Annotated in this window: 28 protein-coding genes; 10 read left to right on the top strand and 18 right to left on the bottom strand. The window is 34.5% G+C overall.

All coding sequences use genetic code 11. From position 1 onward, the window contains the following. Positions 1-39: 39 nt before the first annotated feature. The 10 genes from htpG to ND855_RS17970 are packed head-to-tail and all read right to left on the bottom strand — an operon-like array spanning position 40 to position 11,370. Entirely contained in the window at positions 40-1,872 is a 1,833-nt protein-coding gene (htpG, locus tag ND855_RS18015) for a molecular chaperone HtpG (RefSeq protein WP_265359593.1), read from the bottom strand. Positions 1,873-1,875: 3 nt separating this feature from the next. After that, positions 1,876-3,441: a BatD family protein gene (locus tag ND855_RS18010; RefSeq protein WP_265359592.1), complete on the bottom strand. Its 1,566-nt coding sequence runs from the start codon at positions 3,439-3,441 to the stop codon at positions 1,876-1,878. Further along, complete coding sequence (gene batB, locus ND855_RS18005; protein WP_265359591.1) at positions 3,425-5,068, bottom strand: VWA domain-containing protein BatB; 1,644 nt, start codon at positions 5,066-5,068, stop codon at positions 3,425-3,427. The genes ND855_RS18010 and batB overlap by 17 nt, the downstream gene beginning before the upstream one ends. A gap of 5 nt (positions 5,069-5,073) precedes the next feature. Continuing rightward, the gene (gene batA / locus ND855_RS18000; protein ID WP_265359590.1) at positions 5,074-6,027 is read right to left on the bottom strand and encodes a VWA domain-containing protein BatA; all 954 of its coding nucleotides are present in this window, start codon (positions 6,025-6,027) and stop codon (positions 5,074-5,076) included. A gap of 1 nt (position 6,028) precedes the next feature. Continuing rightward, on the bottom strand, positions 6,029-6,871 hold the full coding sequence (locus ND855_RS17995) for an LB_053 family protein (RefSeq protein WP_265359589.1): 843 nt from the start codon (positions 6,869-6,871) through the stop codon (positions 6,029-6,031). Then, entirely contained in the window at positions 6,864-7,682 is an 819-nt protein-coding gene (locus tag ND855_RS17990) for a DUF58 domain-containing protein (RefSeq protein WP_265359588.1), read from the bottom strand. The genes ND855_RS17995 and ND855_RS17990 overlap by 8 nt, the downstream gene beginning before the upstream one ends. A 1-nt stretch (position 7,683) precedes the next feature. Next, the gene (locus ND855_RS17985) at positions 7,684-8,664 is read right to left on the bottom strand and encodes an AAA family ATPase (RefSeq protein WP_265359587.1); all 981 of its coding nucleotides are present in this window, start codon (positions 8,662-8,664) and stop codon (positions 7,684-7,686) included. Next, positions 8,655-9,974 carry an LIC20035 family adhesin gene (locus tag ND855_RS17980; RefSeq protein WP_265359586.1) on the bottom strand — a complete coding sequence of 440 codons (1,320 nt, stop codon included), beginning with the start codon at positions 9,972-9,974 and terminating at the stop codon, positions 8,655-8,657. Before ND855_RS17980 ends, ND855_RS17985 begins: the two co-directional genes overlap by 10 nt. Beyond that, positions 9,971-10,513 (bottom strand): PaaI family thioesterase, encoded by a 543-nt coding sequence (locus ND855_RS17975; RefSeq protein WP_108961200.1) that lies wholly within the window; start codon positions 10,511-10,513, stop codon positions 9,971-9,973. The genes ND855_RS17980 and ND855_RS17975 overlap by 4 nt, the downstream gene beginning before the upstream one ends. Beyond that, positions 10,510-11,370, bottom strand: a complete 861-nt coding sequence (locus ND855_RS17970) for an alpha/beta fold hydrolase (protein ID WP_265359585.1) — start codon at positions 11,368-11,370, stop codon at positions 10,510-10,512. The genes ND855_RS17975 and ND855_RS17970 overlap by 4 nt, the downstream gene beginning before the upstream one ends. A gap of 160 nt (positions 11,371-11,530) precedes the next feature. On the opposite strand from ND855_RS17970, the gene ND855_RS17965 reads away from it, so the two are divergent. After that, a complete protein-coding gene (locus ND855_RS17965; protein WP_265359584.1) occupies positions 11,531-11,890 on the top strand; it encodes a hypothetical protein in 360 nt (119 codons plus the stop codon). Next, complete coding sequence (locus ND855_RS17960) at positions 11,887-12,147, top strand: hypothetical protein (protein ID WP_265359583.1); 261 nt, start codon at positions 11,887-11,889, stop codon at positions 12,145-12,147. The genes ND855_RS17965 and ND855_RS17960 overlap by 4 nt, the downstream gene beginning before the upstream one ends. Here ND855_RS17960 and ND855_RS17955 read toward each other — a convergent pair. The 4 genes from ND855_RS17955 to ND855_RS17940 are packed head-to-tail and all read right to left on the bottom strand — an operon-like array spanning position 12,133 to position 15,591. Beyond that, positions 12,133-13,404: an NAD(P)/FAD-dependent oxidoreductase gene (locus ND855_RS17955; RefSeq protein ID WP_265359582.1), complete on the bottom strand. Its 1,272-nt coding sequence runs from the start codon at positions 13,402-13,404 to the stop codon at positions 12,133-12,135. The genes ND855_RS17960 and ND855_RS17955 overlap by 15 nt on opposite strands. 2 nt (positions 13,405-13,406) lie before the next feature. Then, positions 13,407-13,880: a low molecular weight protein-tyrosine-phosphatase gene (locus ND855_RS17950; protein WP_265359581.1), complete on the bottom strand. Its 474-nt coding sequence runs from the start codon at positions 13,878-13,880 to the stop codon at positions 13,407-13,409. Further along, entirely contained in the window at positions 13,881-14,555 is a 675-nt protein-coding gene (locus tag ND855_RS17945; protein WP_265359580.1) for a M48 family metallopeptidase, read from the bottom strand. It lies immediately after the preceding gene. Then, the gene (locus tag ND855_RS17940; RefSeq protein ID WP_322113585.1) at positions 14,542-15,591 is read right to left on the bottom strand and encodes a putative porin; all 1,050 of its coding nucleotides are present in this window, start codon (positions 15,589-15,591) and stop codon (positions 14,542-14,544) included. Before ND855_RS17940 ends, ND855_RS17945 begins: the two co-directional genes overlap by 14 nt. A 221-nt stretch (positions 15,592-15,812) precedes the next feature. On the opposite strand from ND855_RS17940, the gene ND855_RS17935 reads away from it, so the two are divergent. The 4 genes from ND855_RS17935 to ND855_RS17920 are packed head-to-tail and all read left to right on the top strand — an operon-like array spanning position 15,813 to position 18,675. Further along, positions 15,813-16,730: a ParA family protein gene (locus ND855_RS17935; RefSeq protein WP_265359578.1), complete on the top strand. Its 918-nt coding sequence runs from the start codon at positions 15,813-15,815 to the stop codon at positions 16,728-16,730. Next, positions 16,714-17,424 (top strand): ParB/RepB/Spo0J family partition protein, encoded by a 711-nt coding sequence (locus ND855_RS17930; RefSeq protein WP_265359577.1) that lies wholly within the window; start codon positions 16,714-16,716, stop codon positions 17,422-17,424. The genes ND855_RS17935 and ND855_RS17930 overlap by 17 nt, the downstream gene beginning before the upstream one ends. 7 nt (positions 17,425-17,431) lie before the next feature. Beyond that, positions 17,432-18,076, top strand: coding sequence for a DUF1569 domain-containing protein (locus ND855_RS17925; RefSeq protein WP_135603357.1), 645 nt, complete (start codon positions 17,432-17,434; stop codon positions 18,074-18,076). Then, positions 18,073-18,675, top strand: a complete 603-nt coding sequence (locus ND855_RS17920; protein ID WP_135603358.1) for an NADPH-dependent FMN reductase — start codon at positions 18,073-18,075, stop codon at positions 18,673-18,675. The genes ND855_RS17925 and ND855_RS17920 overlap by 4 nt, the downstream gene beginning before the upstream one ends. Here the strand turns inward: ND855_RS17920 and ND855_RS17915 are convergent. After that, a complete protein-coding gene (locus tag ND855_RS17915; RefSeq protein WP_265359576.1) occupies positions 18,623-19,726 on the bottom strand; it encodes an acyltransferase family protein in 1,104 nt (367 codons plus the stop codon). The genes ND855_RS17920 and ND855_RS17915 overlap by 53 nt on opposite strands. An 80-nt stretch (positions 19,727-19,806) precedes the next feature. Between ND855_RS17915 and ND855_RS17910 the strand changes: the two genes are divergently transcribed. Continuing rightward, complete coding sequence (locus ND855_RS17910; protein ID WP_100715991.1) at positions 19,807-20,235, top strand: Crp/Fnr family transcriptional regulator; 429 nt, start codon at positions 19,807-19,809, stop codon at positions 20,233-20,235. Between the two features lie 11 nt (positions 20,236-20,246). Here ND855_RS17910 and ND855_RS17905 read toward each other — a convergent pair whose 3' ends face one another. Then, positions 20,247-20,498 (bottom strand): hypothetical protein, encoded by a 252-nt coding sequence (locus ND855_RS17905; RefSeq protein ID WP_265359575.1) that lies wholly within the window; start codon positions 20,496-20,498, stop codon positions 20,247-20,249. A gap of 2 nt (positions 20,499-20,500) precedes the next feature. Beyond that, complete coding sequence (locus ND855_RS17900; protein WP_135603359.1) at positions 20,501-22,003, bottom strand: HDOD domain-containing protein; 1,503 nt, start codon at positions 22,001-22,003, stop codon at positions 20,501-20,503. 87 nt (positions 22,004-22,090) lie between these two features. Between ND855_RS17900 and ND855_RS17895 the strand changes: the two genes are divergently transcribed. Beyond that, positions 22,091-22,618, top strand: a complete 528-nt coding sequence (locus ND855_RS17895) for a hypothetical protein (protein ID WP_135603360.1) — start codon at positions 22,091-22,093, stop codon at positions 22,616-22,618. 457 nt (positions 22,619-23,075) lie between these two features. Here ND855_RS17895 and ND855_RS17890 read toward each other — a convergent pair whose 3' ends face one another. Beyond that, a complete protein-coding gene (locus ND855_RS17890) occupies positions 23,076-24,353 on the bottom strand; it encodes an STAS domain-containing protein (protein WP_265359574.1) in 1,278 nt (425 codons plus the stop codon). A 177-nt stretch (positions 24,354-24,530) separates the two neighbouring features. Here ND855_RS17890 and ND855_RS17885 point away from each other — a divergent pair, with 177 nt between their 5' ends. Together ND855_RS17885 and ND855_RS17880 are read left to right on the top strand one after the other, a co-directional pair. Next, positions 24,531-24,836, top strand: a complete 306-nt coding sequence (locus ND855_RS17885; RefSeq protein ID WP_004788037.1) for an HU family DNA-binding protein — start codon at positions 24,531-24,533, stop codon at positions 24,834-24,836. A 41-nt stretch (positions 24,837-24,877) separates the two neighbouring features. After that, on the top strand, positions 24,878-25,330 hold the full coding sequence (locus tag ND855_RS17880; protein ID WP_265359573.1) for a VanZ family protein: 453 nt from the start codon (positions 24,878-24,880) through the stop codon (positions 25,328-25,330). The last annotated feature ends 25 nt before the right edge of the window (positions 25,331-25,355 follow it).

Raw genomic sequence — 25,355 nt, 5'->3', positions numbered from 1 at the left:
ATAGGAATCGTTGCCAAATCTTTATGAGTGGAATTTACCCTAAGTCGAAAAAATCTCCTGAAGAAATTCTGTTGTCCTTTTTGTATACTCTGAGACTTCTTTTTCGTCCATTACTTTGGCAGACAGTAAAGATAAATCGTAAATGACACGCGCCAATTTTTTACCTTTCTCTGGGTTAACTCCCTCAAACGCCTGTAAGGCGGATTTTACGAGAGGTGATTTTGAGTTAACCATCAAAGTGTGAGACTTAAGCATTGATTTAGTGTCCTCTTTGTTAAACATAGAATTCATTTCCGTCATTCTGCGCATAAATTCAGGTAGTAAAATAACCCCTGGGACATCTACTGATTTTAGTGCTTCTACTTTGACTTGAACCCCCTCCTTCGGCAATGCAACTTCGAATAGTTTTGTGATTCGATTGGATTCAGTTTCATTGGATTCGTTTACAATTTCTGTATTTGATTCTTTATCTAATACTTGATCTGCAATTTCTGAATCCACTCTTTGGAATTTCCAATCAGGATTTTTGCCCTCTAAGTGTTGGATGAGGTGAGAATCAATTTTCGAATCAACTAGGAGGGCTTCCAGACCTTGTGATTTGAGGAGTTCCATATAAACAGAACCCATTTCTGTTTCATTTGCATAAAAGATTTTGTTTTGGTTCTTTTCTTTGTTCTTTTCCCAATATTCAGAAACTGTTGAAAACCCATTTTCGGAATTTTTAAAGATGATATGATCCTTCATTGAATCATAAAATTTTTCATCTGTTAACACACCATATTTCACAAAGATAGAGATATCGTTCCAGTTCTCTTCATACTTTACACGATTCTTTTTAAAATCATCAATGAGTCGGTCTGCTACTTTTTTAATGATATGGTTTGAGATTTTTTTAACGAGGGGATCGTTTTGTAAATAGGAACGTGAGACATTCAATGGTAAGTCAGGAATGTCAATTGTCCCTTTGAGAATGGTCAAAAATTGGGGGATCAACTCACTTGCATTATCGCTTACAAATACATGATTGCAAAAAAGTTTGATTCCGTTTTTTGAAGCTTCTAATTCATGGGTGAGTTTTGGAAAGTATAAGATTCCTTGTAAGCGAAATGGGTAATCCACGTTGAGGTGGATGTGGAATAAAGATTCTCCTGAAAAGGGAAACAGGTAAGAATAAAAATCTTTATAATCCTCTGGAGACAATTTAGAAGGTTCCTCGGACCAAAGTGGTTTTTCTCTATTTGCCTTTTCGCCTTGGACAAAGATTGAAACGGGCAGAAAATCACAGTATTTTTTGATTAGTTCCTTTAATTTCCACTTATCAAGGTATTCACCTGATTCACTGTCCAAGTACAAAGAAATTTTTGTACCTCTTGTGTCTTTTTCAACGGGTGTAATTGAGAAGTCTGTGCCTGATTCGCTAGACCACATAACCGCCGCTTGTCCGGATTTGTATGATTTTGTCTCAATGGTTACTTGTTTTGATACCATAAAACTTGAATAAAAACCCAGACCGAAATGGCCGATGATTTCTGCTTTATTTTCGGCGTTTTGGTATTGTTTGGCGAAGTCTGTTGCACCAGAAAAAGCAATTTGATTGATGTATTTTTTTACTTCATCGACGGTCATACCAATTCCATTGTCTTCGATGGTTAAAATTCGTTTATCGACATCAAAATTTAGGTCGATGCGGTAATCACTTCCACCTTCAAATTCTTCAGTCAATGCGACTTTTTTTAGTTTGGTGATTGCATCACTTGCGTTGGAAACTAGTTCCCTTAGGAAAATATCCTTTTCGGAATAGAGCCATTTTTTAATGATTGGGAAAATGTTTTCTGTTTCGACACTGATTTTACCTTTTTCTTCAGCTGACATATGTTACTCCTTTGGTTTTAATGTATTGGCAATGCGTAATGCCATTATTTGATCTTTTTTTGATAATTGTTTGTATAAATGGGAGGGATCAGTTTGATTACTGATCAATTCGGTGAGCCATATGGATTCGTATTTTGGCACTCCCCGATTCTCTAAATGTTCTGTTAAGAAAAAATCTCGTTTCCTGCCAAAACTTTCAACCATACGAACAAAAGAATTGGTCTCCACAATTAGTTTATACTTTTTAAGTGCTACGTAACCAAAGATTCCTAAAACTGCAAGTAAAACTAAAGAGAAGAAAGGTAATTCTAATTGCATTTTTTCTTTTTTTGGAGGAGTTACTTCTGCCATTTTTCGCTTCGGTAAAATTTTGAATTCCGGGAAATTGATCGAGATTGTTTTGTATTTTTTTTCGGCAAGGGAGAAAAAACTAAATTTGATAGGTTCCACTTTTTCATTCGAAATTTTTTCAATTTGATAAGCGTAGAGAAATTTTACTTTTGAATGGAAACCGTATTCTCCCGAGTCTAGTTGTTGGAAATTTTTTATCTTTGAAAGGTTGATACATTGTATCTTTGAGTTAGAAAAGACCATAGGTGTAATGCCTTCAAAACCGCCTTCTCCTTCTATCATGATCTCTATGTATGCAGTTTCACCGACGTACACTTGTTTTGGTGAATTCAGAATGTACATTTTGAAGTTTCCAATCGCGCCACTAAAATCCGGAGGTGAATTTTTTGGTAGGTCTAAAACAATGACCTTGGCAGGTTTTGTGTCAATTGTTTGTTGGAGTGAGTTGAAACGTAAACTATCACCTGTTATGAATTTAGTTTTTCCTAGCAGGAAACTCCCTGATCTAAGTGCTGTTAATCCATAAATTTCTTTTGCAAACACCAAAGTTTTTTTAGGTAAATTATTCCTTACTACTTCTGGTTCGATTTGAACTGTCACTTGCCTCAGTGTTTCTGAAAGAAAAAATGGAAATGAGATGGATTGGTTTGGATCTCTCTCCAGGAAAGGTTGCCTATATTGATCATAGTACAAAACAAAGTAACCAACTATAGGTTCACCTTTGTAAAATACTGACTTATTCGTATGGAAGGATACTTCGGGATTCTCTTCGCTCGTTGGTTCATCTAAATCAAAAGGGAAAGACTTAAAAAAACTATTTGGAGGATTTTTTGTTTTTTTACTGACTTTGAAGTCAAAAGGAGGTGAAGAATACTGTTTGCCTGCGTACTCAACTGTTATTTCGGGCAATTGGAAGTTTCCTTCTTGTTCTGTGTCGACGTAAAAATTGATGATTTGCGATTTGGATACTTTAAAATTTACAATTTGAGTTTCCGTTCCACTCCCTACATATCGTATTCTGACGCCATTCCGTTTAACGTTTGTTTGTAAGGTTCGAAAAGGTTTATCTCCATATGCTTTTACTTCTAATTTTGCAAATTCTCCTAAAGAAAATTCGTTGGGATGAAAAAAAAATTCCACTTCCGCAGAGTATAAGTTTGTAATAGAGGCAAAGAGAAAATAAAATACATATGGAATCAATTTACCAAAATTTCTCATTATCAATTGGTCCTCCCCGTTTATTTTTTAAAATGGAGTCATTGGAGAAAGGCTCAAACATCCTATCAATATCGGATTGATTCTGCTTGGAAGGATTTGTTTTGTCGTTTTGTGGTTTTGATTCAGAGCGATTCGAGTTTTCTCCATTCCCTTGTTTTTGGTTTTCCGATTGGTTTTGACTGGATTGGTTCTTTTTTGTTAAGTGTTCTATGTTTTTTTTTGCTGCAATTTGATTTGGATTATGTTTTAAACTTTCCACGTAGGAATTCAGGGCATTTTCTTTTTGGCCCAATTTACTATAGATATTTCCCAATGTTAGATTTGCTTTTGATTTGAGATTTGCATTTGCTTTAGGATGGAAAAGAATCTTTTCAGAAAGCTCTTTTGCTTCTTTGTATTTTCCTAATTGGTAAGCACTTGCTGATTCATTGTATAACAATCTTGGATCATCATGGAAGTATTCTTTTGCGTTAGAAAATTCTTTTTCGCTTTCACTAAAATTTTGGTTTTGGTAAGATTTAATTCCCCTTTCCACTGCGTTCCCACCTGGATCTAACTCCCATGCTTCTAATTGATTTTGGAAAAGAAGGACGAAGAATAAGAGAGAAATGATTTTGAGTGGGGATTTTTTCTGAATTCCAATGGCGAAAATTCTTTCAGCTAATATAAATAATAAGGAGAGTAATAAGTATGGATGTGCTCCATCTTCATTCTTAAATTTTTCCAATCGTTGGATTTTGTTTTTTTTCATCATTTTCACTTTGTCGATGAGTTGGAAACTCCCATCTGGATAAAAGGACACGTTGGAATATTCTCCATTATATTTTTCTGCGATTGATTCTAAAAACTCTTTATTTAATTTAGAAACAATCACATTGTCTCCATAAGGTGAGTCCACCAAATTGGAGTCATACGTAACAAATCCACCTTTCCCAGTGCCTGGGTCCCTAAATTCAATCGGGCCACCTTCCTCTGTTCCAATCCCCCAAACCATTACTTCATTTTCTAAATCGGGTAAAGATTGTTTTTCATGGTCCTCTCCGTCAGTAACAATGACCGTGATTGATGATCGAAGTCCTTGATTTTTTTTAAGTACCTTCCCAACTCTATCTAGAGCAACTCCTAGATTTGTTCCTTTTGTCCCAACCATCTCTACGCCTAACGATTGTATGTAATCTGAGACTGCTGATAAGTCTGTGGTCATCGGGCAAAATGAAAAGGATTGTCCTGCAAATACGATTATACCAATTCGATTTCCTTTTAATTCTGGTAGTGTTCTTAATATTAGATCTTGAAAACGTTTGAGACGATTTGGTTTTACATCAATTGCATTCATTGATAAACTTACATCAACGACAAATAAGATGTCCGTAGATTCAAATTCTTTTGTAGATTCGACATCAATGGATTTAACTTTGTATAGAGACAATAAACACAAAATGAGTGCAGACAAAAGAAATAAATAACGTAAGAATAATAATAACTGTTTAGAATTGGTGAGCCTTGGTTGAAGTTCCGAATGTTTTTTTATGAATTGTGTAGCCTTAAAATTGATAAAGACTTTGATGCTTGCTACGAGAATTCCCAAGAGAATGGTGAAAGATCCAAATAAAATGACAGTTTTCATTTCCATTAGAGTTTCTCTTTTAAAGGATAAATTTTAAAAATTAAATTAAAGAAAAGAAACAAAAAGACAAAAAATACATAGGAAGGGAATTTTGTTTCTTGGATTTCAAGCGGTTTTGAAGGTAATTCTACTACTTCTAACCTATCAATTTCATTCAATACTTCCCCCAACACCTCAGGAGATTCTGCTCTAAAGAATTTTCCACTGGTATCGGATGAAATTTTTTGTAATGATTCATAATTCACTTCGTATTGGCCTTCTTCTTTGCCAATACCGATGCAATACACTTTGATTCCTAAAGTTTTAGAAGTATATGCTGCCGTTTCAGGGTCTAGTTTCCCAGTATTTGAGACTCCGTCTGTTAGTAAGATGATCACTTTCGATTTAGCTTCGGAATTTTTTAATCGATAAGTTGATAAAACGAGTGCATCTCCAATCGCTGTTCCTTGTTCTTCTATATCTTCATTCGATGTTTCTTTAATTAACTCATCCAAGGCGGTTCGGTCACTTGAAAGAGGAGACTGTAGGTAAGCTGCTCCAGCAAATACAACAATCCCAATTCGATCATAAATTCTTTTTTGAATGAATGCTCTTAACAAATCTTTTGATACAGAGAGTCGATTTTTTGGCAAAAAATCATAAGAATTTACCATCGAACCGGAGATATCAAGTGCAATCATAATATCAACACCCTTGGTGTTATCAGGCATTAGGTTGTATTTTGCGCCTGGACCTGCAGAAGCAAATACCAAAGAGAACATCGCAAGATAAATGAATATCTCATTAAAAATGTAAAATTGTTTTTTGAACCTTATCCAAATTGGTAGTTTATGCTCTTTGAATCGGTCGGATTGAACAAAAAAAATAGGACCGTATGGATTTGTTTTCCATTGATAAATTAATACAATTATAATTGGGACCAATAGAAATAATAAGTATGGTCTTTGGAAATAATCCATATTATAAAAGAAAATCCTTCTTGATACGATTCCAAATGATTGTAGCGTCCTCTTTCGAAATCGAATTTGTATTTTGATTGTATTTTAGATCTCGAAAATAGAGCCGTAAGTCGCGAATAGAAGAGTCAGGTATATGTGTTTTATCATGTAAAATTGCTAAAAATTCAGAGTCAGTAGTGCCTAATAGGTTCTCTTCAAATTTTTCCGAGTATACTTCTTTTAGGTAATTACTAATTCGAAATGTAAGTTCTTTTTCATTGATAGTTTCTGAATTCAGGTATTGTTCCAAGAGATGTAATCTTTTGGCAGATTCTAATAGTTTTGGGGGTTTTTCCCAGAGTGCATCAATGACCTTTGGCCTTGATTTCCAATATAAATACAAAGCATATAATAAATATAAATTCAAAATTGTAAACGCGATTAGACCAATGAGTCTGAACACATATGGACCTGAAAATTGAAGTGGTGGTTCTATGTCTTCAATTTCAGTTTCACTACCTGTTAAGTTGCTAAGAACTGAAATTTTTAATTTTGAATTTGTCTCTACACCATCTTCCTTCCATTTTACAGGAAGAATGTAGTCTCCAGGCACAAAAAAAATAATGGAAGCAGTGATTTTGTTTTTGTCATTTTTGACAGTTTGGATTTCAAACGTTGGTAAAGTATGCTCTTCGTAAAACTTACCTTCTTCTAGGCTAACGTCAGTTACATTACTTTCCCATTCAATACTATATTGAATGGTGTCTCCAACAAATATTTCGCCCTTTGGTATTGATTCCTTTGGAGCAGGTAAAATCGAAAAAAGAAAAGCAGAGAGGATAAAAATATAAACTAGTTTAGCCATGTTTTTGTGATTTAAACAAAGGAAGAATTTGGTTGTTTAATTTTAAATTCGGGTTTATTTTGATCAGTTTGTTCCCGAATAAATTTTTTGCTGCCGTTTTATCTAAATCGTAAGTTGTACTTCGACTTTTCAGTGTGTACCCTTCTTGGGAAATTGGTTGGAACCATTTTAACCAAAACGGAAAATTCAAATCATCGATAGGATCCGAAATCCAAATTCCATATTGGTCCCATACTTTTGGAATCGAAAAAGATTTTGTCCATTCTGCCAGATGATTAAAATCGCTGATCCAATAGGTAACTGCATACTTTGGATGGATTTTAAATGCATATTGGTTTGCTACTGTATAGTTTGTTTGGTTCCCATGTTTCTGTTTATTTAGATTTTCGAAATAAGTGAGCACTTCAGTTTCTGTTTTTAACCATTTGTTGGACGAAATTGTCTGATTCGAAAAACTGATTAAAAAAATTCTGTTCCCAATTTTGATGTGAAATAAAGATAAAAATAGCGCAATTTGGAAGGCAGTTTTTGCTTTTATTCCTTCCATAGATTGGCTTAAATCAATGAAGATTAGAATTGTGGCATCTTTTTCTTCATAAAATTCTTTTGTATGAAGTTCACCAGTTCTAGATGTTACATTCCAATCGATATAACGAATGTCATCTCCATATTGGTAATTTCTTACTTCTTTAAAATCAAGCCCTCTTCCTTTATCGTTCGTAAAGATAAGTCCACGTCTATTTGAAATGAATTTTTTCTTAGATTCCCATTGTAATACTTGGAGTAACCTTTTTAATTCGGGATCAAGCATTTTAAGGAACTTCCGTAACTGTTAAAATCCTTTTGATAATGGAACTAGTGCTTACATCCTCACTGATAGCATCAATTGTTAGGTGAAGTCGATGTTTTACAATTTCAGGAAAATACCTTTGTATGTCTTCTGGTATAACAAACGTTCTTCCTTCTAATAAGGCATTGATTCTGCTTACTTTTAGTAAGGCAATACTTGCTCTTGGGCTTACGCCATGTGAAAGGAATACTTTTAAGTCTTTGTCTGATGTGGATTCTGGTCGTGTATTTCGTGTTAATTGAACGATATATGAGAATAGTTTTGGGTCTACAAAAACATGGTTTGAAGTCTCTGAAATTCTCTGGATTTCCTTTGGTTTCATTACTTTTTTGAGTGATTTTCTTTCGAAATTTACATTCCCATGTTGGTGAAGGATTGAAACTTCATCTTCAAAGCTGGGATAAGCAACATTCACTTTAAAAAGAAATCGGTCTAATTGTGCTTCTGGAAGCGGATAAGTTCCTTCTTGGTCGATGGGATTTTGGGTAGCGATTACAAAAAATGGAGGGATCAAATCAAAAGTTTGGTCTGCGATTGAAACCTGTCGTTCTTCCATACATTGTAAAAGTGCAGATTGTACTTTTGCTGGTGCTCGATTGATTTCGTCGGCTAATAATACATTGGTGAAGATTGGCCCTTTTCTAATTTCAAATGAAGATGTTTTTGGATTGAATATATTTGTGCCAATTAAATCTGCTGGTAACAAGTCTGGAGTGAATTGTACTCGAGAAAACTTAGCATCGATAATGGATGCTAAGTTTTTAGCTACCAATGTTTTTGCAAGTCCTGGCATACCTTCCAATAAAATATGTCCATTTGCAACAAGTGCTACAAATAGGGATTGGATTACTTCATCCATCCCTGATATTGATTCCGCTAATTCCGACCGAATGAGTTTCATTTGATCGGAGATTTCTTTGATTTGTTCTTTGTCTATTTGCATTGAGAAGCAGTCATCTTTGGCATTGGTTTATCTATCATGTAATACTCTGTTTTACCACCGATTGTCCAACATCCCATTTTTCTACCTTGTGGTTCAACAGGACCTCTTCCTAATTCTTTACCATCTTCTGAATATTCAGTCGCATCGTCAGTAGATCGTATTACCATTCTCCTTTTCCCGGATGGATAAAAGTAAGTATAAGGTATGCTAGGTTTATAGTTTAATTTTAGGTCTTGGAGTTCCTCGTCAATTTTAACAAGGGAAAAAAACATTTTTCCTTCGCCCAAAATTTTTCCAGATTGGTCGTAAACTTTTGCAGATTCTAACATACTTTCATTGGCCATATTTCCATGATAGGCGACTTGTCCGTTTTTATAATAAAACTTCCACTCACCGGTTCTCGTATGTTTTCTCGGTCCCGTACCAAATAAGTTTCCATCAGGATAGTATTCTTTCCAAATCCCTGTCCTTTCGTATTTGATATCTAAATTTTCAGAGTTTTCTTTTTTAGAATAATTTCCTTCTGCTAAGATATTCCCTTTGTTTCCAAACATTTTCCAGATGCCAGTTCTGACATCGGCAGAATAATTTCCCTGTGATTCAACGGCACCATCTTTATAATAATTAATTTCTAATCCGTTTTTTAAACCATTGGAATAGGAAACTTTTGTTTTGATTCCATTGCCATCAGAACCTACAAAATAGTACAACCACTCTCCATCTTCTTCATTCTCTTTGAAGGATCCTTTTTCGACCCATTCACCTTTGTTGTTTTTGCGGAAGTACGGACCATTTTTTTTGTCATCTACATAAGTCGTTTCAGAAGTTATATTCCCTTGTTTATCAAAAGTTTTGGAGATTCCTTCCTTTTTGCCATCCACCCATGGAGTTTCCGCAATGATTTTTTGAGGATTTTCTGGATCAGGTTTTTTCCAAATCCCTGTTTTTTTGCCGTCTACGTATTCGCCGATTTGGTCAAGTGTGGATTTATACTTTGGATTTTCAGGAGTTGAACCTGGTTGTTCGAATTGAATGTATTCTTCCCAAAATCCTTGTTTGGGGAGTGATTTAATTTTTGGTGCTGCAAATTTAGAAACTTGGTCTTCTGTACATTTTGTTCCACCACATTCCGCTTTCACTTCTCCAACAGCTCGAATTCCACCTGAATTTTTGAAACGTTCGGTGCGGATCCATTTACCCTTTGTTAATTTGAGTTCAAATTCCTGGTCACCTGATCCATCTTTTACTGATGCACCTGAACATTGAATTAGCAATGTTGTGATCATTAATGCATAAAATTTTCGATTCATGTTTCTATCCTGTCAAAGAGATGTGCTCGTTTCAATTTATTAACAGATAATAATTCATTCGCAATCGCTATTTTTCCGCCTGTCAATTTTTCTGAGAAAAATCTTGGAGGGAGTATATGAAATGCACCCTCTCCTTTCACATATAAAATTTCCCCATTCAAAGACGTTAACTCACACTCAAGAAGTACCTTTCGTTTGGCCTTTTTAATGGGCCATGCTCGAATTAATAGTTCTGTTTCAACGGGAGTTGCTTTATGGAATTTGAAACTCATTGTATCAGTCATGACAATGTAACCCAGATGGAAACACAAACCTCCCATTGCCTCGTCTAACACAGTCGACAAAATACCTCCATGGACAAATCCTGGTGCACCATTATAAAGTTTTTTGAAATTATAGGTGAAATTTACCTCTCCAGTATCGTCGTGGAAAGTGAAATCTGCTACAAGTCCAAGTGGGTTTTCTTTTCCGCAGCCAAAACAAGTGTCATGATGGATTTCGTAACCATGTCTGGATGGATTTTCGATAGGTGAATTCATTGAGTATCCTTTGGAGTATCTTCATTTAAAAATTGATGGATAACGCGCGCAACTTTTTCCGGGTGATCCATATGTAAATGATGACCACCACTTAAAATCACTTCGGATAGGTTTTTGATTGCAGACTTTCTATTTGGGAAGGCATTCGCAATCGGGAAATTAGATTTGTCACCTAGTATTAGTAGGGTTGGACATTCTATTCTTTCGCAAAACGAAACTACTTGTTCTTCCGTATAACGAAAAAAAGAATTAAAATGCAATCGAATATCTCGCCTTGGTTTTAACCCACGTGGAGTTTTTTCAATTCCTCTTTCCATTAGGACTGAAGCAGAATTTTCAGTCATATCCCCTGCTCTAAGGCGAATCGTGATTGCAGATTCCATGTCAGGGAAATAGGTTTCTTTTTTCCCTCTCGGATGAAGAATCTGTTTGATTGCTTCTGACATGATATCTGGTGCAGATTGCGAAACATTTGTTAGTGGGCCAAGAGCTTCAATCAAAACAAGTTTTTTGATTTTTAATAAGTTTGTTCCTGCAACTAACGTGGAAATGGCGGCTCCCATCGAATGAGCCATTAATATAAAATCTTCTAACCCCAATGTTTGGACAATGGAGACAATTTCTAATGCGTATTCTGCGAAGTAATACACTGTGTTTTCAGGTTTGTGGCTTGATTTGCCGTGACCAGGGAAATCAATTGAGATAAATCTATATTCTGGAAAATAAGGGGCAAGTGGAGCAAAACTATTTGCATTATCAAGCCAACCATGAAAACACAAAATAGGAATGCCTTGTGGATTCCCCCACTCTAATCCCTCGATCGAGTGAAATTTGGTGCGAATTGAAATCGGCAACATAATTATATGGTTTCTCGGCACCTTCGGATTGTAAACATTTATCTAGTGAATTAGACTTGATTCTTTATTTTGCTCTGATGGTATTTGTGGTATGTTGTTACTTCGGCTGTGTGTAGTATTTTTTATTTGTGTATCCACAATATTGGGACAAAACAAAACTTTGAATCAATGTAGCTCTTTAATCGATTGCGAAAAGAAGGCAGATCTCACTTCCATTCATAGAAAAAAAATTACGCTATTGTCTGCTGGCATCAATGAGTTTTCAAAAGATGCTACAACTCAATCTCTCATTCCAATTTATTTAAAAAGAGCTAAATCGATTCTTCTTGAAGCGAACGGAGATACTGGTTACACAGGGGAAGTTGTTTTAAAGGTAACTCATAAACCAGAATACAAACAGGCTCAACTAAAAAAAGCGGAAGAAGACCTTTCCTTTATAGAGAATCATTTATCGTACTGTTCGCAAGAACAGTTAAAAGAGTTTAATGAATTAAAAGGAATACTGCAAAATTCAAAATGAGTCGTTTTATTTTTTCTGTATTTTTGGTTCTCATTCACATTCATTGTAGTCAACTTTCTAGAGAGGAACAATTTCATGATGAATGTAATACAACTCGAGAAAATGGATACTTGTATATGATACCAATCCTACAAAAACACACGACAAATGGTGTCTCCGATACCAATAGCATCTATTGGATCGGCAATACCGAGTTGGCTTATAGAAAGTGTATATCAGAGGCAAAGAAAAATAAGTTCAATTTACGATCCAATTGATGTATCGTTTGCTTCTTCTTGGATCAGTCTTGAACCAGCTCTAAATGTTAAATAACTCCAAACCCAACTGATCAGAGTGCTCATCTTATTTTTGAAACCAACTTGGTATACAAGGTGTACGAATAACCAACCGAACCAACCCATTATACCCTTTAGTCGTATTCCTCCAAATTCGGCAACTGCATCTGTCCTTCCAATGGTCGCCATATTCCCTTTGTCAAAATATTGGAATGGTGTTAAGGATTTATTTTTTTCAATTGATTGGATGATTTTAGCAACATAACGTCCTTGTTGCATGGCAACTGGAGATACTCCAGGTAGAGGTCTGCTTAAACCTTTGCTAAAATTGGCAGCATCTCCAATGGCAAACACATTCTCAAATTCTGTAGATCTGCAGAATTCATCTACAATAATCCTGTTCGCCTTATCTTTGTTAATTGATAGTTTTTTTGATAGTTCCGAACCCTCTACTCCTGCCGCCCATATAATGGTATTTGAAACAATCGTTCTATCTTTTAGGACAACTCCCGTATCAGTTATATCCAATACAGGTGAGTTAGTTAATACTTCAACTCCCCTACTTTCTAACTTTTCCTTTGTAAATAAGCTGGAATTTTCACTGAATGCATTTAATAATCTTGGTCCCGCTTCTATTAAGGTTACCTTTGTCATTCCTGAATCGATACTTCGAAAGTCTTTCCGAATGATATTGTGTGATAACTCAGCAATGGAACCTGCTAACTCAACCCCAGTTGGACCTCCGCCAATAATCACATAATGCATTAAACTTTTTGCTTTTTCGTAATCACCGATTAATTCGGCTTGTTCGAAAGACAAGAGAATTTGTTTTCGAATTGCTAATGCATCTTTTAAATTTTTTAATCCTAAGGTTTTCGATTGCCAATGGGAATTACCGAAATAACTGGTTTTTGCTCCTGTAGCAATCACCAAATAATCATATTTTTCGTTGCGGTTTTGAAATGAAACTTCTCTTGAATTAAAATTGATACCTGTTACTTCCCCATATAAAATTTTCACATTTTTAAAATTGGTTGTGATAGATCGAGTTGGAATCGCTATATCTGCTGGTGATAAGACAGCTGTTGCAACTTGGTAAAGTAAAGGTTGGAACAAGTGATGATTTTTTTTATCGATCACTAAGATTTCATAGTTTTTATTATTTCCTAGTGATTTGATAACTTGTAGTCCACCAAAACCAGCACCAATGATGATAATTTTTTTCTTTATTAAGGACACAATTATACTCCTAAGTAATCTAAGAAGCCAATAGAACAATTTTCTACTAATTCTTGCACTTTTTCAAAGTCCTTTTCACTTCCATAATATGGGTCAGGAACGATGTCAGGTCCTTTATCAGTACGAAATTTTCCAAATTTAAAAATTTTGTTTTTTAGCGCTTCATCATTTGTTAGACTCATAACTTCGTTGTAATTGTTATTATCCATTACAATTAAATAGTCGAAGTAAATGAGATCCTTAGTTTGTAATTTTCTAGATCGATGTGTTAATTGGATTCCATGTTGAAGTGCAACTTTTCGAGTCCTAGGGTCAGGCAATTCTCCATCATGATAACCTGATGTTCCACAAGAATCAACTTCGAACATATGGTCTAATTCTCTATTTTTAATTAAATTTTCAAATGCACCTTGTGCTGCTGGGGATCGACAAATATTACCCAAACAAATAAACAGAACTTTTATTTTATCTTTCATCTAATTTAAATAGTAAATGTATTTTTTACCGTATTCTTTTAGCCATTTTTCAGCGATTTTAAAATTTGGATTTTGGCTTTTGACTATATTCCAAAATTTTTGCGAGTGGTTGTGTTCAATTGTATGTGAAATTTCATGTAGGATAATGTAATCTATAATATAATCTGGGCAATGTACCAAACTTAAGTTTATTGAAATATAATTTTTAGAATTACAACTTCCCCATAACGATCGCATGGTCCTTATACTGATTTTGTTAACCTTCGTTTTCAGATTAGATTCAAATTTTTGTATCAAGGGTTCAATTTTGGAAAGTAATAGTGATTTTAAATAATGTTTTGCTTTTTTTTGCCTTAAAATCTCATTTTTCTCATATTTGATATAAAGACCGTTCATTGGATCGTAGAATGTCTTTTTATCAGTGAGATGAATTTTTGCAATTTTTCCAAATATATGAATCGTTTCGCCATCTTCAAATTTGAGATTTTTCGGAATGTCTTTAGGAATCTTTTGTAACTTGTTTAAGATCCAGTTTTGTTTTTCAGCAATAAAGTTTTCTAACTGAATTTTTGAAATTTTTGCTGGGTGTTTTAAAACAACTCTTCCGTTCTGATAAACAGTTAAAGATATATTTTTACTTTTTGTAATTTTCCTTTCAATTTCAATTTGATTCATTCGTTTCTATTTTTTCTTTAGATTCTGATTCCTGTTTTTCAGTTTTATCGATTCCGTTATTCCATTCAATTTTATTAAGAACCCCTAATTCGATAGAAAAGTCTTTAATATTGATATGAGATTTAAATCCTGATACTAGATTAGATGTCAGATCAGCTACGGTCAATCCGCCTTGTGAAGTGAATCTTCCTTCGGAGAAAAATCTCCGATGATTCAATCTAAAATAACTTAACCATGTGGGATTAAATTGGTATCCTATTTCAATTTTTGAGTTCCATCCGAATCCGTAATTTTCTGAGAAAAAATTAATTGATCTTTGTACATGGAAATCTCTGGTTTTAATCCTACCAATTGACGGCATAAAACTAAAATCAAAGTATAAATTGTTCTTTGAATAACGGTAACCTCCGCCATAAAAAACTTCCCACAGATCATTGGAGTAACTTAAACCTAATCCAATTGGTGCATAAAAAACGGGGGTAGTTTCTATATATTGATTCACGTCATAAAAAAGATATTTGAAGTATGAATAGCGAGCACCTGTTGATAAGAAAAAACCAGAGCCTTCTTTCCAATAATCTGGATTTGCATCTTGAAAATAATAACGACCAAATAGTTCGATTCTATTTTCTACGATTGTTGATTTACCTTTCCCATCTGCAAAATTTCTGCTACCTGAATAGACTGTTGCTGAATCCCTGTAACTCCATTCTCGGGTCGCAATATTTGTCGAATTTTCAGTCGAAACTGCACCTAGAAAAAAATCTTCATCCCTAGCTTCACCTGATTTCTGGTTCCAGCCAGTAGTTTTTAATTTTCCGTTAATCTCCCATCTATCCTTTGTATAAATTCCCTGGATTCCAAATAATGTAAAAGTTCGAGGGAAGGAAATTCTAGACCCACCGCGAATACCAGACAAATTGGGGTATTTATTTCCTGTTTCAAAGATATACTCACCTCCCGACCTTTCGATAGATGGTCCCCAAATAACTTCAGATTTTGTTGGAGAAGTAATCACTAGAAGAGAAGTAAAAATTAGGAAAAATTTGAAAAAATTTTGCACCAACTTATAATGAAAATTACCTCAATGTTGTAAATTCGTAAATTGGTTTCAGCTAGGTGATTTAAGGAAACAAAGTGGGTGATAGTCTTCCAATAAAAAGAGCTCTCCTAGGGGTGAAATGATTTCACCCCTAGGAGACATAATTAAATTGACAATAGTCATCAGGATACAATGGTTAGAGTAGGTAAGGTAACGTGGAAACAGTCTTTGATTCTGAAGAAGCTGCAAAATTTGTTGGGCTAAATCTCGATAATTTTCAGCAGAGAGTAACGACATTAAAAGTTCCTGGTTGGAAAACTGGTGAATATAAGAAGTCTGTACTTTCTAAATATTTTGAAATCAATCATTCGGAAGGATTTGATAGTAACGTTATAGCAATCTCTAACCAAAAAGGAGGGGAGGGGAAAACAACTATCAGCTTGTATTTAGCAGAAGCACTTTCGGAGAACCATAAAGTATTATTAATCGATTGGGATCCACAGGCGAATGCAACTCAGTTATTTCTAAATGACGATGTTACCTCGATTATGGATTATTTGGGTTATCGTGGTAAAAAACCAAGGAACATTGAACCTCTCATTAAAACAGTAGCAAAGAATTTTGATTTATTACCTTCCACATTGGAACTTGCAAATCTGACAACTCCTTACGAAAGAGATGACTTCGAATTATTAAAAGAGGCAATTTTACCACTAAGATCAAATTATGAATATATCATCATTGATTGTCCACCTTCGTTAGGATTAATTTTAGAAAATGCATTGATTTGTGCAGATTATATTCTTGTACCTATTCAAACTAGAGCATTTAGTTTGCAAGGGATTCGAGATTTGTATGAAACTATCCAAAAAATTCAAAGAAAAGCTAATCAGCGCTTAAAATTATTAGGTGCTGTTTTAAATCAATTTGAAGGACAAAAAGCTTTGGCTGGTTTAGCTGAAGGTGTTAAAAAATATTTCCCTGTATTTGAGACAGTTATACAAAGGCGTGAATCCATTCCGCAAGCTCAGGCAAAAATGAGTTTTTTATCAAAAATCGATTTAGCGACTATGAAAAATTTTCGAGAATTGGCAACTGAGGTGAAAGATAAAATCAATGTCCAAAAAAACTGAATTCCAAGCATTAGATTTAATTTCAGCTTATTCTGAGAAAAAAAAGAATCCTTCTCATCTTGAGTTAAGCCAAATTTTCCCAAATCCAACTCAACCTCGTCTTATTGGTAGAGAAGATACTTCCGACTTACTCCCTTCAATGGAGAGACTGGGTTTAATAGAGCCCATATTGGTTCGAAAAGAAAAGGGTAAATATTTAATCGTTGCGGGTGAGCGAAGATATAGAGCGGCATTAAAGCTGGGCTGGAAAGAAATACCAGCCATTATTACCGATGCCAACGAGGATGTTTGTTATGAGATGTCACTAGCAGAAAATGAAAAACGAAAAAATCTAAATCCTTGGGAAGTAGGAAAAGCTATCCAATATTTAAGGAAAGAAAAGAAAAAGACAGCGGATGAAGTTTCAAATCTATTGGGTTACAGTGAAAGGTATGTCAAACAACTTAGCAGTATCGCTAGATTAGATCAAAAATCAGTAATGGAATTGATCATAAGTGGCAAACCTTTGTCAGTCAAAAATTTAGAAGATTTGCTTAAAAGAAAAGAAAATAGAGGGGGTGAAATCATTTCACCCCGTGTTGGTTTATCACAGACTAAAATTAGTATTAATGTCGGGAAACTAAACAGTAAATTGCGTGAAAGTTTTTTAAAGGAATTAAACTCGCTCAAAAAAAAATACGGTATCATTGAATAGAGGAAAAATGAAATCAACTTTAAAATTAAAAACAATAGATGATATCGAAAAAGAATTATCAATTATAATCACTTGCGAAAAAAAACAAAAATCAGACATTACATTATCTCAGATCTTTGATTTTTTAGCTGAGTCCATTGAGTTATCGATTCAAGGAGTAGGGTATACTACCAAAAGAACAACTGTAAATAAACTTCTAGGTAAATACAAATTCGCGAAACTTATATCAACTGGCCATTACACAAAGGCAAATCAAATCCCTGGTTTCCCACCGAAAGACTTAGGTGATCCAGAATCTGCACAATTAAGGTTAAAAACATCTTTAACTGCATTTAAATTACATTCTGGGCCATTCGCTGAACATCCTGTTTTTGGCGAACTTGATAAAAAACAATGGGAAAAAATTCATGGTATCCTCTCTTCTTTTTTATTCGGATACATACAGTTGTTTGGTGATGAAAAGCTTAGGTATGCAAAAGATAGAGAGAACAAAAAAGATCGAAATTTTTCTGAAAAAAAACAAAATCACCACCAAAGAAAGAATGAAGATAAAGGTGAATCGAAACCAAGCGGACACAATAATAGAAAATGGAAAAATAAAAAGAAATCCCATTATAAGGGAAATAGAAACCAAGGAGGAGGTCCTAAATGAGGATAACGTTAGTAAGCGGAAGTCATAGAAAGAATTCACAATCATTAAAAGTAACTAATTTTTTAGCTTCAATATTAAAAGATAAAGGCATTGAAACCATAATTCTAGACTTAGGTAATTCGCCATTACCAATTTGGGAGCCTGGAATGTGGGAAAAAGATTCGGAAATCAAAAAATTTTGGAACGAATACAATCAAGGATTGTCTGAATCAGACGCTTTTGTATTTATTACACCAGAATATGCAGGAATGGCAAGTCCTGCTATGAAAAACTTTTTTCTCTATTTATCTGGCGGGGATATTTCTCATAAACCAGGCCTTATTATAACAGTATCAAGCGGAATGGGAGGAAGTTACCCAAATGCTGAGTTAAGAATGTCTAGTTATAAAAACACAAGAATCGTCTACATTCCTGATCATGTAATAGTAAGACACGTGGAAACACTTTTAAATTCAGACTCACCAGAATCAAAAGAAGACACATATATCCGAGGTAGATTAAACTATGTGTTGAACGTATTAGTAGAATATGCAAAAGCGTTCACTTCTATTCGGTCAAGTGGTGTGATTGATATAAAAACTTACCCTTTTGGATTATAAGCGATATTAAAATTGGAACTCCAACATTAAGTAAGAGTGTCAAAATGTACCCAAAAAATGGACCTCCAAATGAATACGGATCTATGCTGTGCATGAAGTGTATGATAAATGGATGTAGTAGGAAGATAAATAAACTTTGATTTCCTATAAAACTGAGGACTTTAGATATCGATCCATTGAAATCATTCAAGTATTGCCAAATACATAACAGAAAAAGAACTGGATATATGGTGTGGTGGTTCTTTAGGTCTGTGCCAAATAAATGACTAAAAATTAGGATCAAAATTAAGGATAAAACAAAATATACTGAAATTATAAATTTTGAATTATGATTGATTTCAGACTTAGATTGTTTTGTTTTCCCGATGAAAATACCGAGTACAAAGAAAAAAATATAATTGAAGATTGAAATTGAATGGTACTCAGACGGTAAATAAGTATCAAAAAAACCCAAATTTGAGATCATATTGATTAAAAAAGAAACTATCAGGATTATATTTCGCCAATTTTCTCCTTTCATGATTGGATTCAAAATATAGAATAATAGGTAAAATTGTAACAACAAAGGTACAAAATAGAAGGGTGTAAACACTTTCCCTAAAGCGTAAAAGGTAAGAAACTCATTAAGTGAATAATGATTGTATTTTATCCAATACCCAAGAATTGAGAATATCGTATAAGGTAGAATTAGGTGTTTAAATTTTGATACCCAATAACTTTCCTTTATTTTTAGAAAAATAGCTGATGTTAGGATAAACATAGGGACTGAAAAACGTGCCAAATTCGATAACATCAATGTATTATGGATAATAAAACTATCACCAGGATGAAAAAACTGAAAGTATGAATGGATATGAATCATTACAATTCCTATCATTGCAAACCCTCTTAGCACATCAAAACGTGATTCTCTGTTGTTTTTTGATTGGTTTGGCACGGGAAATAATAATGGAATGCGGAAAGTGTAAAACGTAAGTGCCAACATCCCAGCTAGTATGATCCCTAATAATTCCCATTCCATATCGTAATTGTCCTTTTCGAACATTTTCATTTTATATTTCAGGTTGGAAAGGAAAATGAATTCAGATTTTAGCCAAAATAGCCAAAAATAGATATAGGAGTCACCATTTTATGAGCAAACTCAACATTCCGCCGAATCAAAGGATCTTCAAAGAAGGGGAGTTGAATAATGCTATGTACATCATTTTGCAAGGGAATGTGGAAATCTTTTTTACAGTTAATAATAGCCAAACTCGCTTGGCACTCATGAAACCTGGGGACTTTTTTGGAGAAATGGCTTTGTTTAGTTCCAATCCAAGGAGTGCGACTGCAAGGACAATTACAAACTGCGAATTGGCAGTGATTGAGAGTAAACAGCAGTTAGAAAATTTCTTGGTTAAAAATCCGAAATTTGCCGCGAAGATGGTTTCTATTATGGCGGATCGATTGGCAAAAACAAATGAATTGTTGATTAGCAGTATGGAAAAATCAGTTGCTAAGAAAATTGAATTTAGTACAGAATTAGGAAAAGATTTAAAAGAAGATTTGGGAAGTGTTTAAGTACAATTCCATTATCCATAAATGGATGGTAAGTTTTTTTTGACCAAAGTGATTTCTAATATAGGCGCGTAACTGAGTAAATTCTTCAAATTGACCTTGTGACCTTCAGCGAGCACAAATTCTTTCAATATTTCTAAAGTTTCTTCGGGTGGCAAACTTGAAATTAAAGGGTATTCAGGGTGACCAACTAAATTGAGTTCATCAGCTAAATTTGGGTCTTCTAAATCTTTTTCTTCGAGCGTGAGTAATAATTTCCAATCCATATTTATATAAAGAGATTCTGGTATTCTTCTCTATGTTCCTCAAATTTTACCTTAAAACGATCTTGCATTTCTCGAAATTCTTTTTCTGAGTGAATTTCAAAATAATCCAAAACTTCCGGTTCGACAGTAAAATAATTCCCTTTCCCTTTGCCTATATTTGCCAAAATGTCTGCCAAGTATATGATTTGGCATAAAATGTTATTTCTAGACTTACATTGCCAAGGTTTGTGATGGAATCGAATTACATCTAAAATTTCTTCAGGGAAATGCCATTTGTCAGAAATTAAATAACCTATTTCTGAATGTGTTGTTCCAACGGTGTATTCTTCTACCCATTCAGAAATTTCTGTATTATCGTCACTTCTTAAAACTCGAATCTGATTGACTTGGCTTAAATCAAGGGATAATAGAACCATTCTTCCTAAATCATGTAATAGGGCAGCGATCGTTGCTGTTTCTAAAAGTTGGATGTGTTTTCGCTTTTCTTCCAGTAAGAACTTCACATACATCGAAGTTTTAAAAGAGTGAGTCCAAACAAGAACTTGTTTCGCATAACGAGAGTTAAGTATTTTTTTAGCACCCAATGCCAGAAAGATTGACTCCAGGTTTTTTAGACCAATCCGTTTCACTCCTTCAACAACAGAAACAATAGATTTATGGACTCCAAATAATGGTGAATTTGCAATTTTAATAATTTCAGCTGCGATTGCTGGGTCTTTTTCAGCTTCAGTTGCAATTTCTTGGAAAGTAACATCTTTCTTTTTTGCAATCATGATCAATTTATTTATTTGAGCAGGCAATGGAGGAAGTGAATTTACCTCCCGAATCAAAAGTTCCTTAATGCGTAATTGGCTATCTTTTGGAATCAATTGTTTGGGAATACGAATGATCACTTCTGTATAGTCTTCACCAGTTACCAATTCGAAAAATTGATTTGGAATCCCTGAATTACGAAGTAGGATATGAATTAATACAATGCCTAAACCAGAACTTTCCTCATTGTCCACGGATTCTCGGTAAGCATCATTTATATTTTTATACTTTGTTGAAGCTTGGACCCTTCTTACGATTCGATTTTTCTCTTCTGGAAGGATTTTTGCATTATTGCGAACTCTGAACTCAATAAAATCATCCTTGTACATTGTACTGAGAGAAATTGAATAATTTGATTTTTCTAATGAAGAAAATACGCGTTTACGATGGTGTCCAAACTCATCCTTATAAAGACTAATCCCTCGGGCATAATCTTTTTCGTTCCATAAGTCTAACCCTTGTTCTGAGAAAAAAACACGTTTCCCATTTGCCTTACAACCATTCACTAAAAGTTCGCTTAGGATAGTAAATAAAATCTCATGTAGGAATTCCAGGGAAATACTCCTGACCACACGACCAATCCAAATGTCCAATTCCGGACAGTCGATTTCCGAAAAATGGACATATTCTTTGGTGATCAATTTCCCAGAGAGAAAGTCCTCCTGGAATGTCATGAGTGGGGGAATCGACATGATAAAACTGTTTTGAACCTTGTTTCTCTTTTTGAAAACCGAAAATTTTATTTTGAAATTTACTTAGAAAATCCGATAATAGTAACTATGGAACTCTCGAAAAAAAGCCTTCTCTTTACCATTTTGTTCAGTTTAGCAGTTGTTTCAATCTCTGCACAGGACACTAAACCACAAACAACATCTACCGACGTGAATCAAGAAAATCACGATGCCAAAGAAGGCCAAGACAAAGAGTTGTTCGAGTACTACTATAAAACACGTCCAGAAAATTTACCACCTAATAAAGCAAAACTCGAATATAACCTGATTAAGACGCTCAAAAAAGAAATCATGAGTCGTGATTATTCAAAAGAGTCAGCAGAATCAATCAAGAAAATAGATGCAACTAACATCCAATACGAAAGAGTATATCGCGATAGCAAATGGTTACGTGGTTTTATGACTCAAAATACACATCTCAATTATATGGAATTTATGTATGTAGTGAAATACGATAAATATATGTGTTTTGTTACTTTTGATGTAAATCCTGAGAATTATTTACAACAATCACGTCAGTCTCATTTGGTTTTTTCTGGGAAGGATAAGTTCGAAGTAACAATTCCGAAACCCTAATAGCCAAAAAAACAGCCGTTAAAGTAAGGAAATAGTAAAAACTAAATTTAAAATATTTTTCTAAGTTCTCTAAAAGGGGGAGTGGCTCTTCATTCCCCATTATTCTCGAAATTGCTGTAGGTTTTCCTAAAATCCTCAGTTCCTTTTTGTAAATTTCAATTGAATCACCTAACCTTAACCTTTTGTAAATGGAATAAGGGATTTTTTCGGTAGATTCATATAAAGATCCATCAGATAATCCAAAATTATAATGGCATTGGTAAGCAATTGGGAATTGATTTTTGATTCGAGACAATTCTTGTACTCTCGCAAAACTTCTGTTTTTTTCGTTTATGAGTGAAATGGACTCCTCTTTAAGGAAGGAGTTTTCGTAGTAAATGAGGGAATAGAATATAGAAATCACTAAAAAAGAAACGAAAACCGAAGTGGAGATCCAAACGGAAATTCGTGGAGTCATCTAGGACTTAGATGGCTCCTCAAAAGACTTTAAAGCATCTTCTCGATCAGAAAAAAATTGGAATGCATTTGATAAACCTAAAAGATGGAACACCTGTAAAATGGAACTTGTTACACCAACGAGAGCCATTTCTTTGTTTCGTTTTTGTAAGTTCATTTTTACATCTAGTATCATTCGTATTCCTAAACTAGATATGTAACGTAATTCAGAAAAATCTAAAATCAAATGTTTTCTATCGGCACCAACCATTTCATCAAGTATGGTTTGGGTGATTCGGTCTAACGGACCAGATTCCATCCGTCCTTTAATTTGAACAATGACAGTTCCATTGATGCGCTTTTGTTCGATTTCGTATGGTAAGTCCTGCATGGATTCCCCTCTCTTTAGTGGAACGACTACAAATAATTTCTCAGGCGATAATTTGATTACCGCTTTTGCATATGGTGGAAACGGGTAGTGTCTCTCTGTGAGAGAATCCACTGCCAAACCACCATTCATTTCGGAAATAACTTCCACTTGATCCAAAGCCCTAAAATCTGCCAAGGAAAACTCTGTTTCTCGTGATTTGACTCGTATTTCTCTGGAATACACATGGAAAAATGGCTCATGTTTCGAAAATGGTGGGAATTTCTTAGGGAAACAAGAACTGATCCAACCTGTTGATCCTGCACCTGTGTAAACTAGTAATCCAGAACATTTTTGTTCTTCCTTTTTGTCCAAATACGAAATCCAAAACCTTGAAGTGAGCTCTGGGCTATTGTTTCGGATGGAAAGTTCACATACAGCTGGAACAGTTTTAAGTTTTGTACCATTTGGATAGACAATTTCAGTTTCTAAGAGTGACCAAGACTCTATTTTTGTTTGTTTAAAATTATGTTTTACGGCTTCACCAAGTTCTTCTGCTGTAAATCCAAGGAGAGCCCCAACAGAAGAATCTGGATCTGAATTACACCCAATTAAATGAGTATTGCCGACCAAATGAGCAACATATGTAAAATGATTATCTCCACCATGAGCCACAACTAAGTCATAATTCGAACCGGATTCTGGGTCAAAGTGTTCTCGGAAAACAAAATCAGCCTTTGGAAATACATGTGTTTTTAGATACTCACGGGAACGAATTTGCCTTTCATGGGATTCATACGTTCTTTGGAATACCTCTGGATTTTGTTTTGTGACTTCCTTATAGGCTTGTATGGAACCATATGTTTCCAAATCCAACTCGTATTTGGTTCGTTTGAAAACGACAACGATCTTCTTGTACTTGATGGAAGTCATGAGTTTTGGAAGAAATTCCCATTTTCATTAGGAAAATAAAGGTTTTTTTACAAAAACTACGATTTTCTTAGGGAATTTTAAGAAAAATTGTATCCAAAATGATTTTAATCTTGTACCAAAACAGGTAGTTTTGTAAATAATGTGTAACCGTTAAATGGTTTAGAGGAAAATCAAAGTATGGCAACAACTCCTACCCCAATGAAAAAGTCCGAAATGCTCAGCGAACTCGCTGAAACAACTGGAATGACCAAAAAAAATGTAGCAGCATTTTTGGACTCTTTCGTTGAACTCGCTTACAAAGAAACTAAGAAGAATGGTGCATTTGTCATTCCTGGTCTAGGTAAACTTGTTAAACGTAATCGTCCAAAGAGAAAAGGTAGAAACCCTGCAACTGGTGAAGCGATTGTTATCCCTGCAAAAACAGTTGTGAAATTCACTCTTTCTAAAACTTGCAAAGACGCGGTTGTCCCACCTAAAAAATAAAGTCATCAATTCTCCCAGGTGGGAATCTACCTGGGAATTTTATGGAAAAAAAACCATATCCATTCTCACCGTTTGAAGATTCTCTTGTAGGGGAAAAAACTCTACTTGTTTGGCAAGATAGCCATCACTCTGAAAAAAATTTAAAAGACCATCTACTCATGGCTTTGGAATTAAGAGAAGATCAGTTAGTATTCACACCAAACGCAATCAAACAAAAGTTAATGGTTTCATATCCTACTGAAATCAGAAATTTAATTGCAAACAATCAAACTGGCGAAATTCCCAAATTACTGATAGCAATTGCAAAAGGGAATACACCAACAAATTCTTTACCCGCATTAGATATTTGTTTTGAACTCATAGAATGGTTGTTAACTGGATTTGATTTGGATGAAGTATTAAGAGAAACTTTGTCATTATTATTCGGAATCACATTATCAATTGAGTTTTTAACATCTGTTCGTGCTGAGTATTTTAAAGAGTTACGCGGTTAAATAAAACGAACAAAAATTTTTTTTG

It is taken from the genome of Leptospira paudalimensis (assembly GCF_026151345.1).
Classification (GTDB): Bacteria; Spirochaetota; Leptospiria; order Leptospirales; family Leptospiraceae; genus Leptospira_A; species Leptospira_A paudalimensis.
Note: the sequence above shows the minus strand (reverse complement) of the source record. Positions and strands in the feature narration are given on the sequence as shown.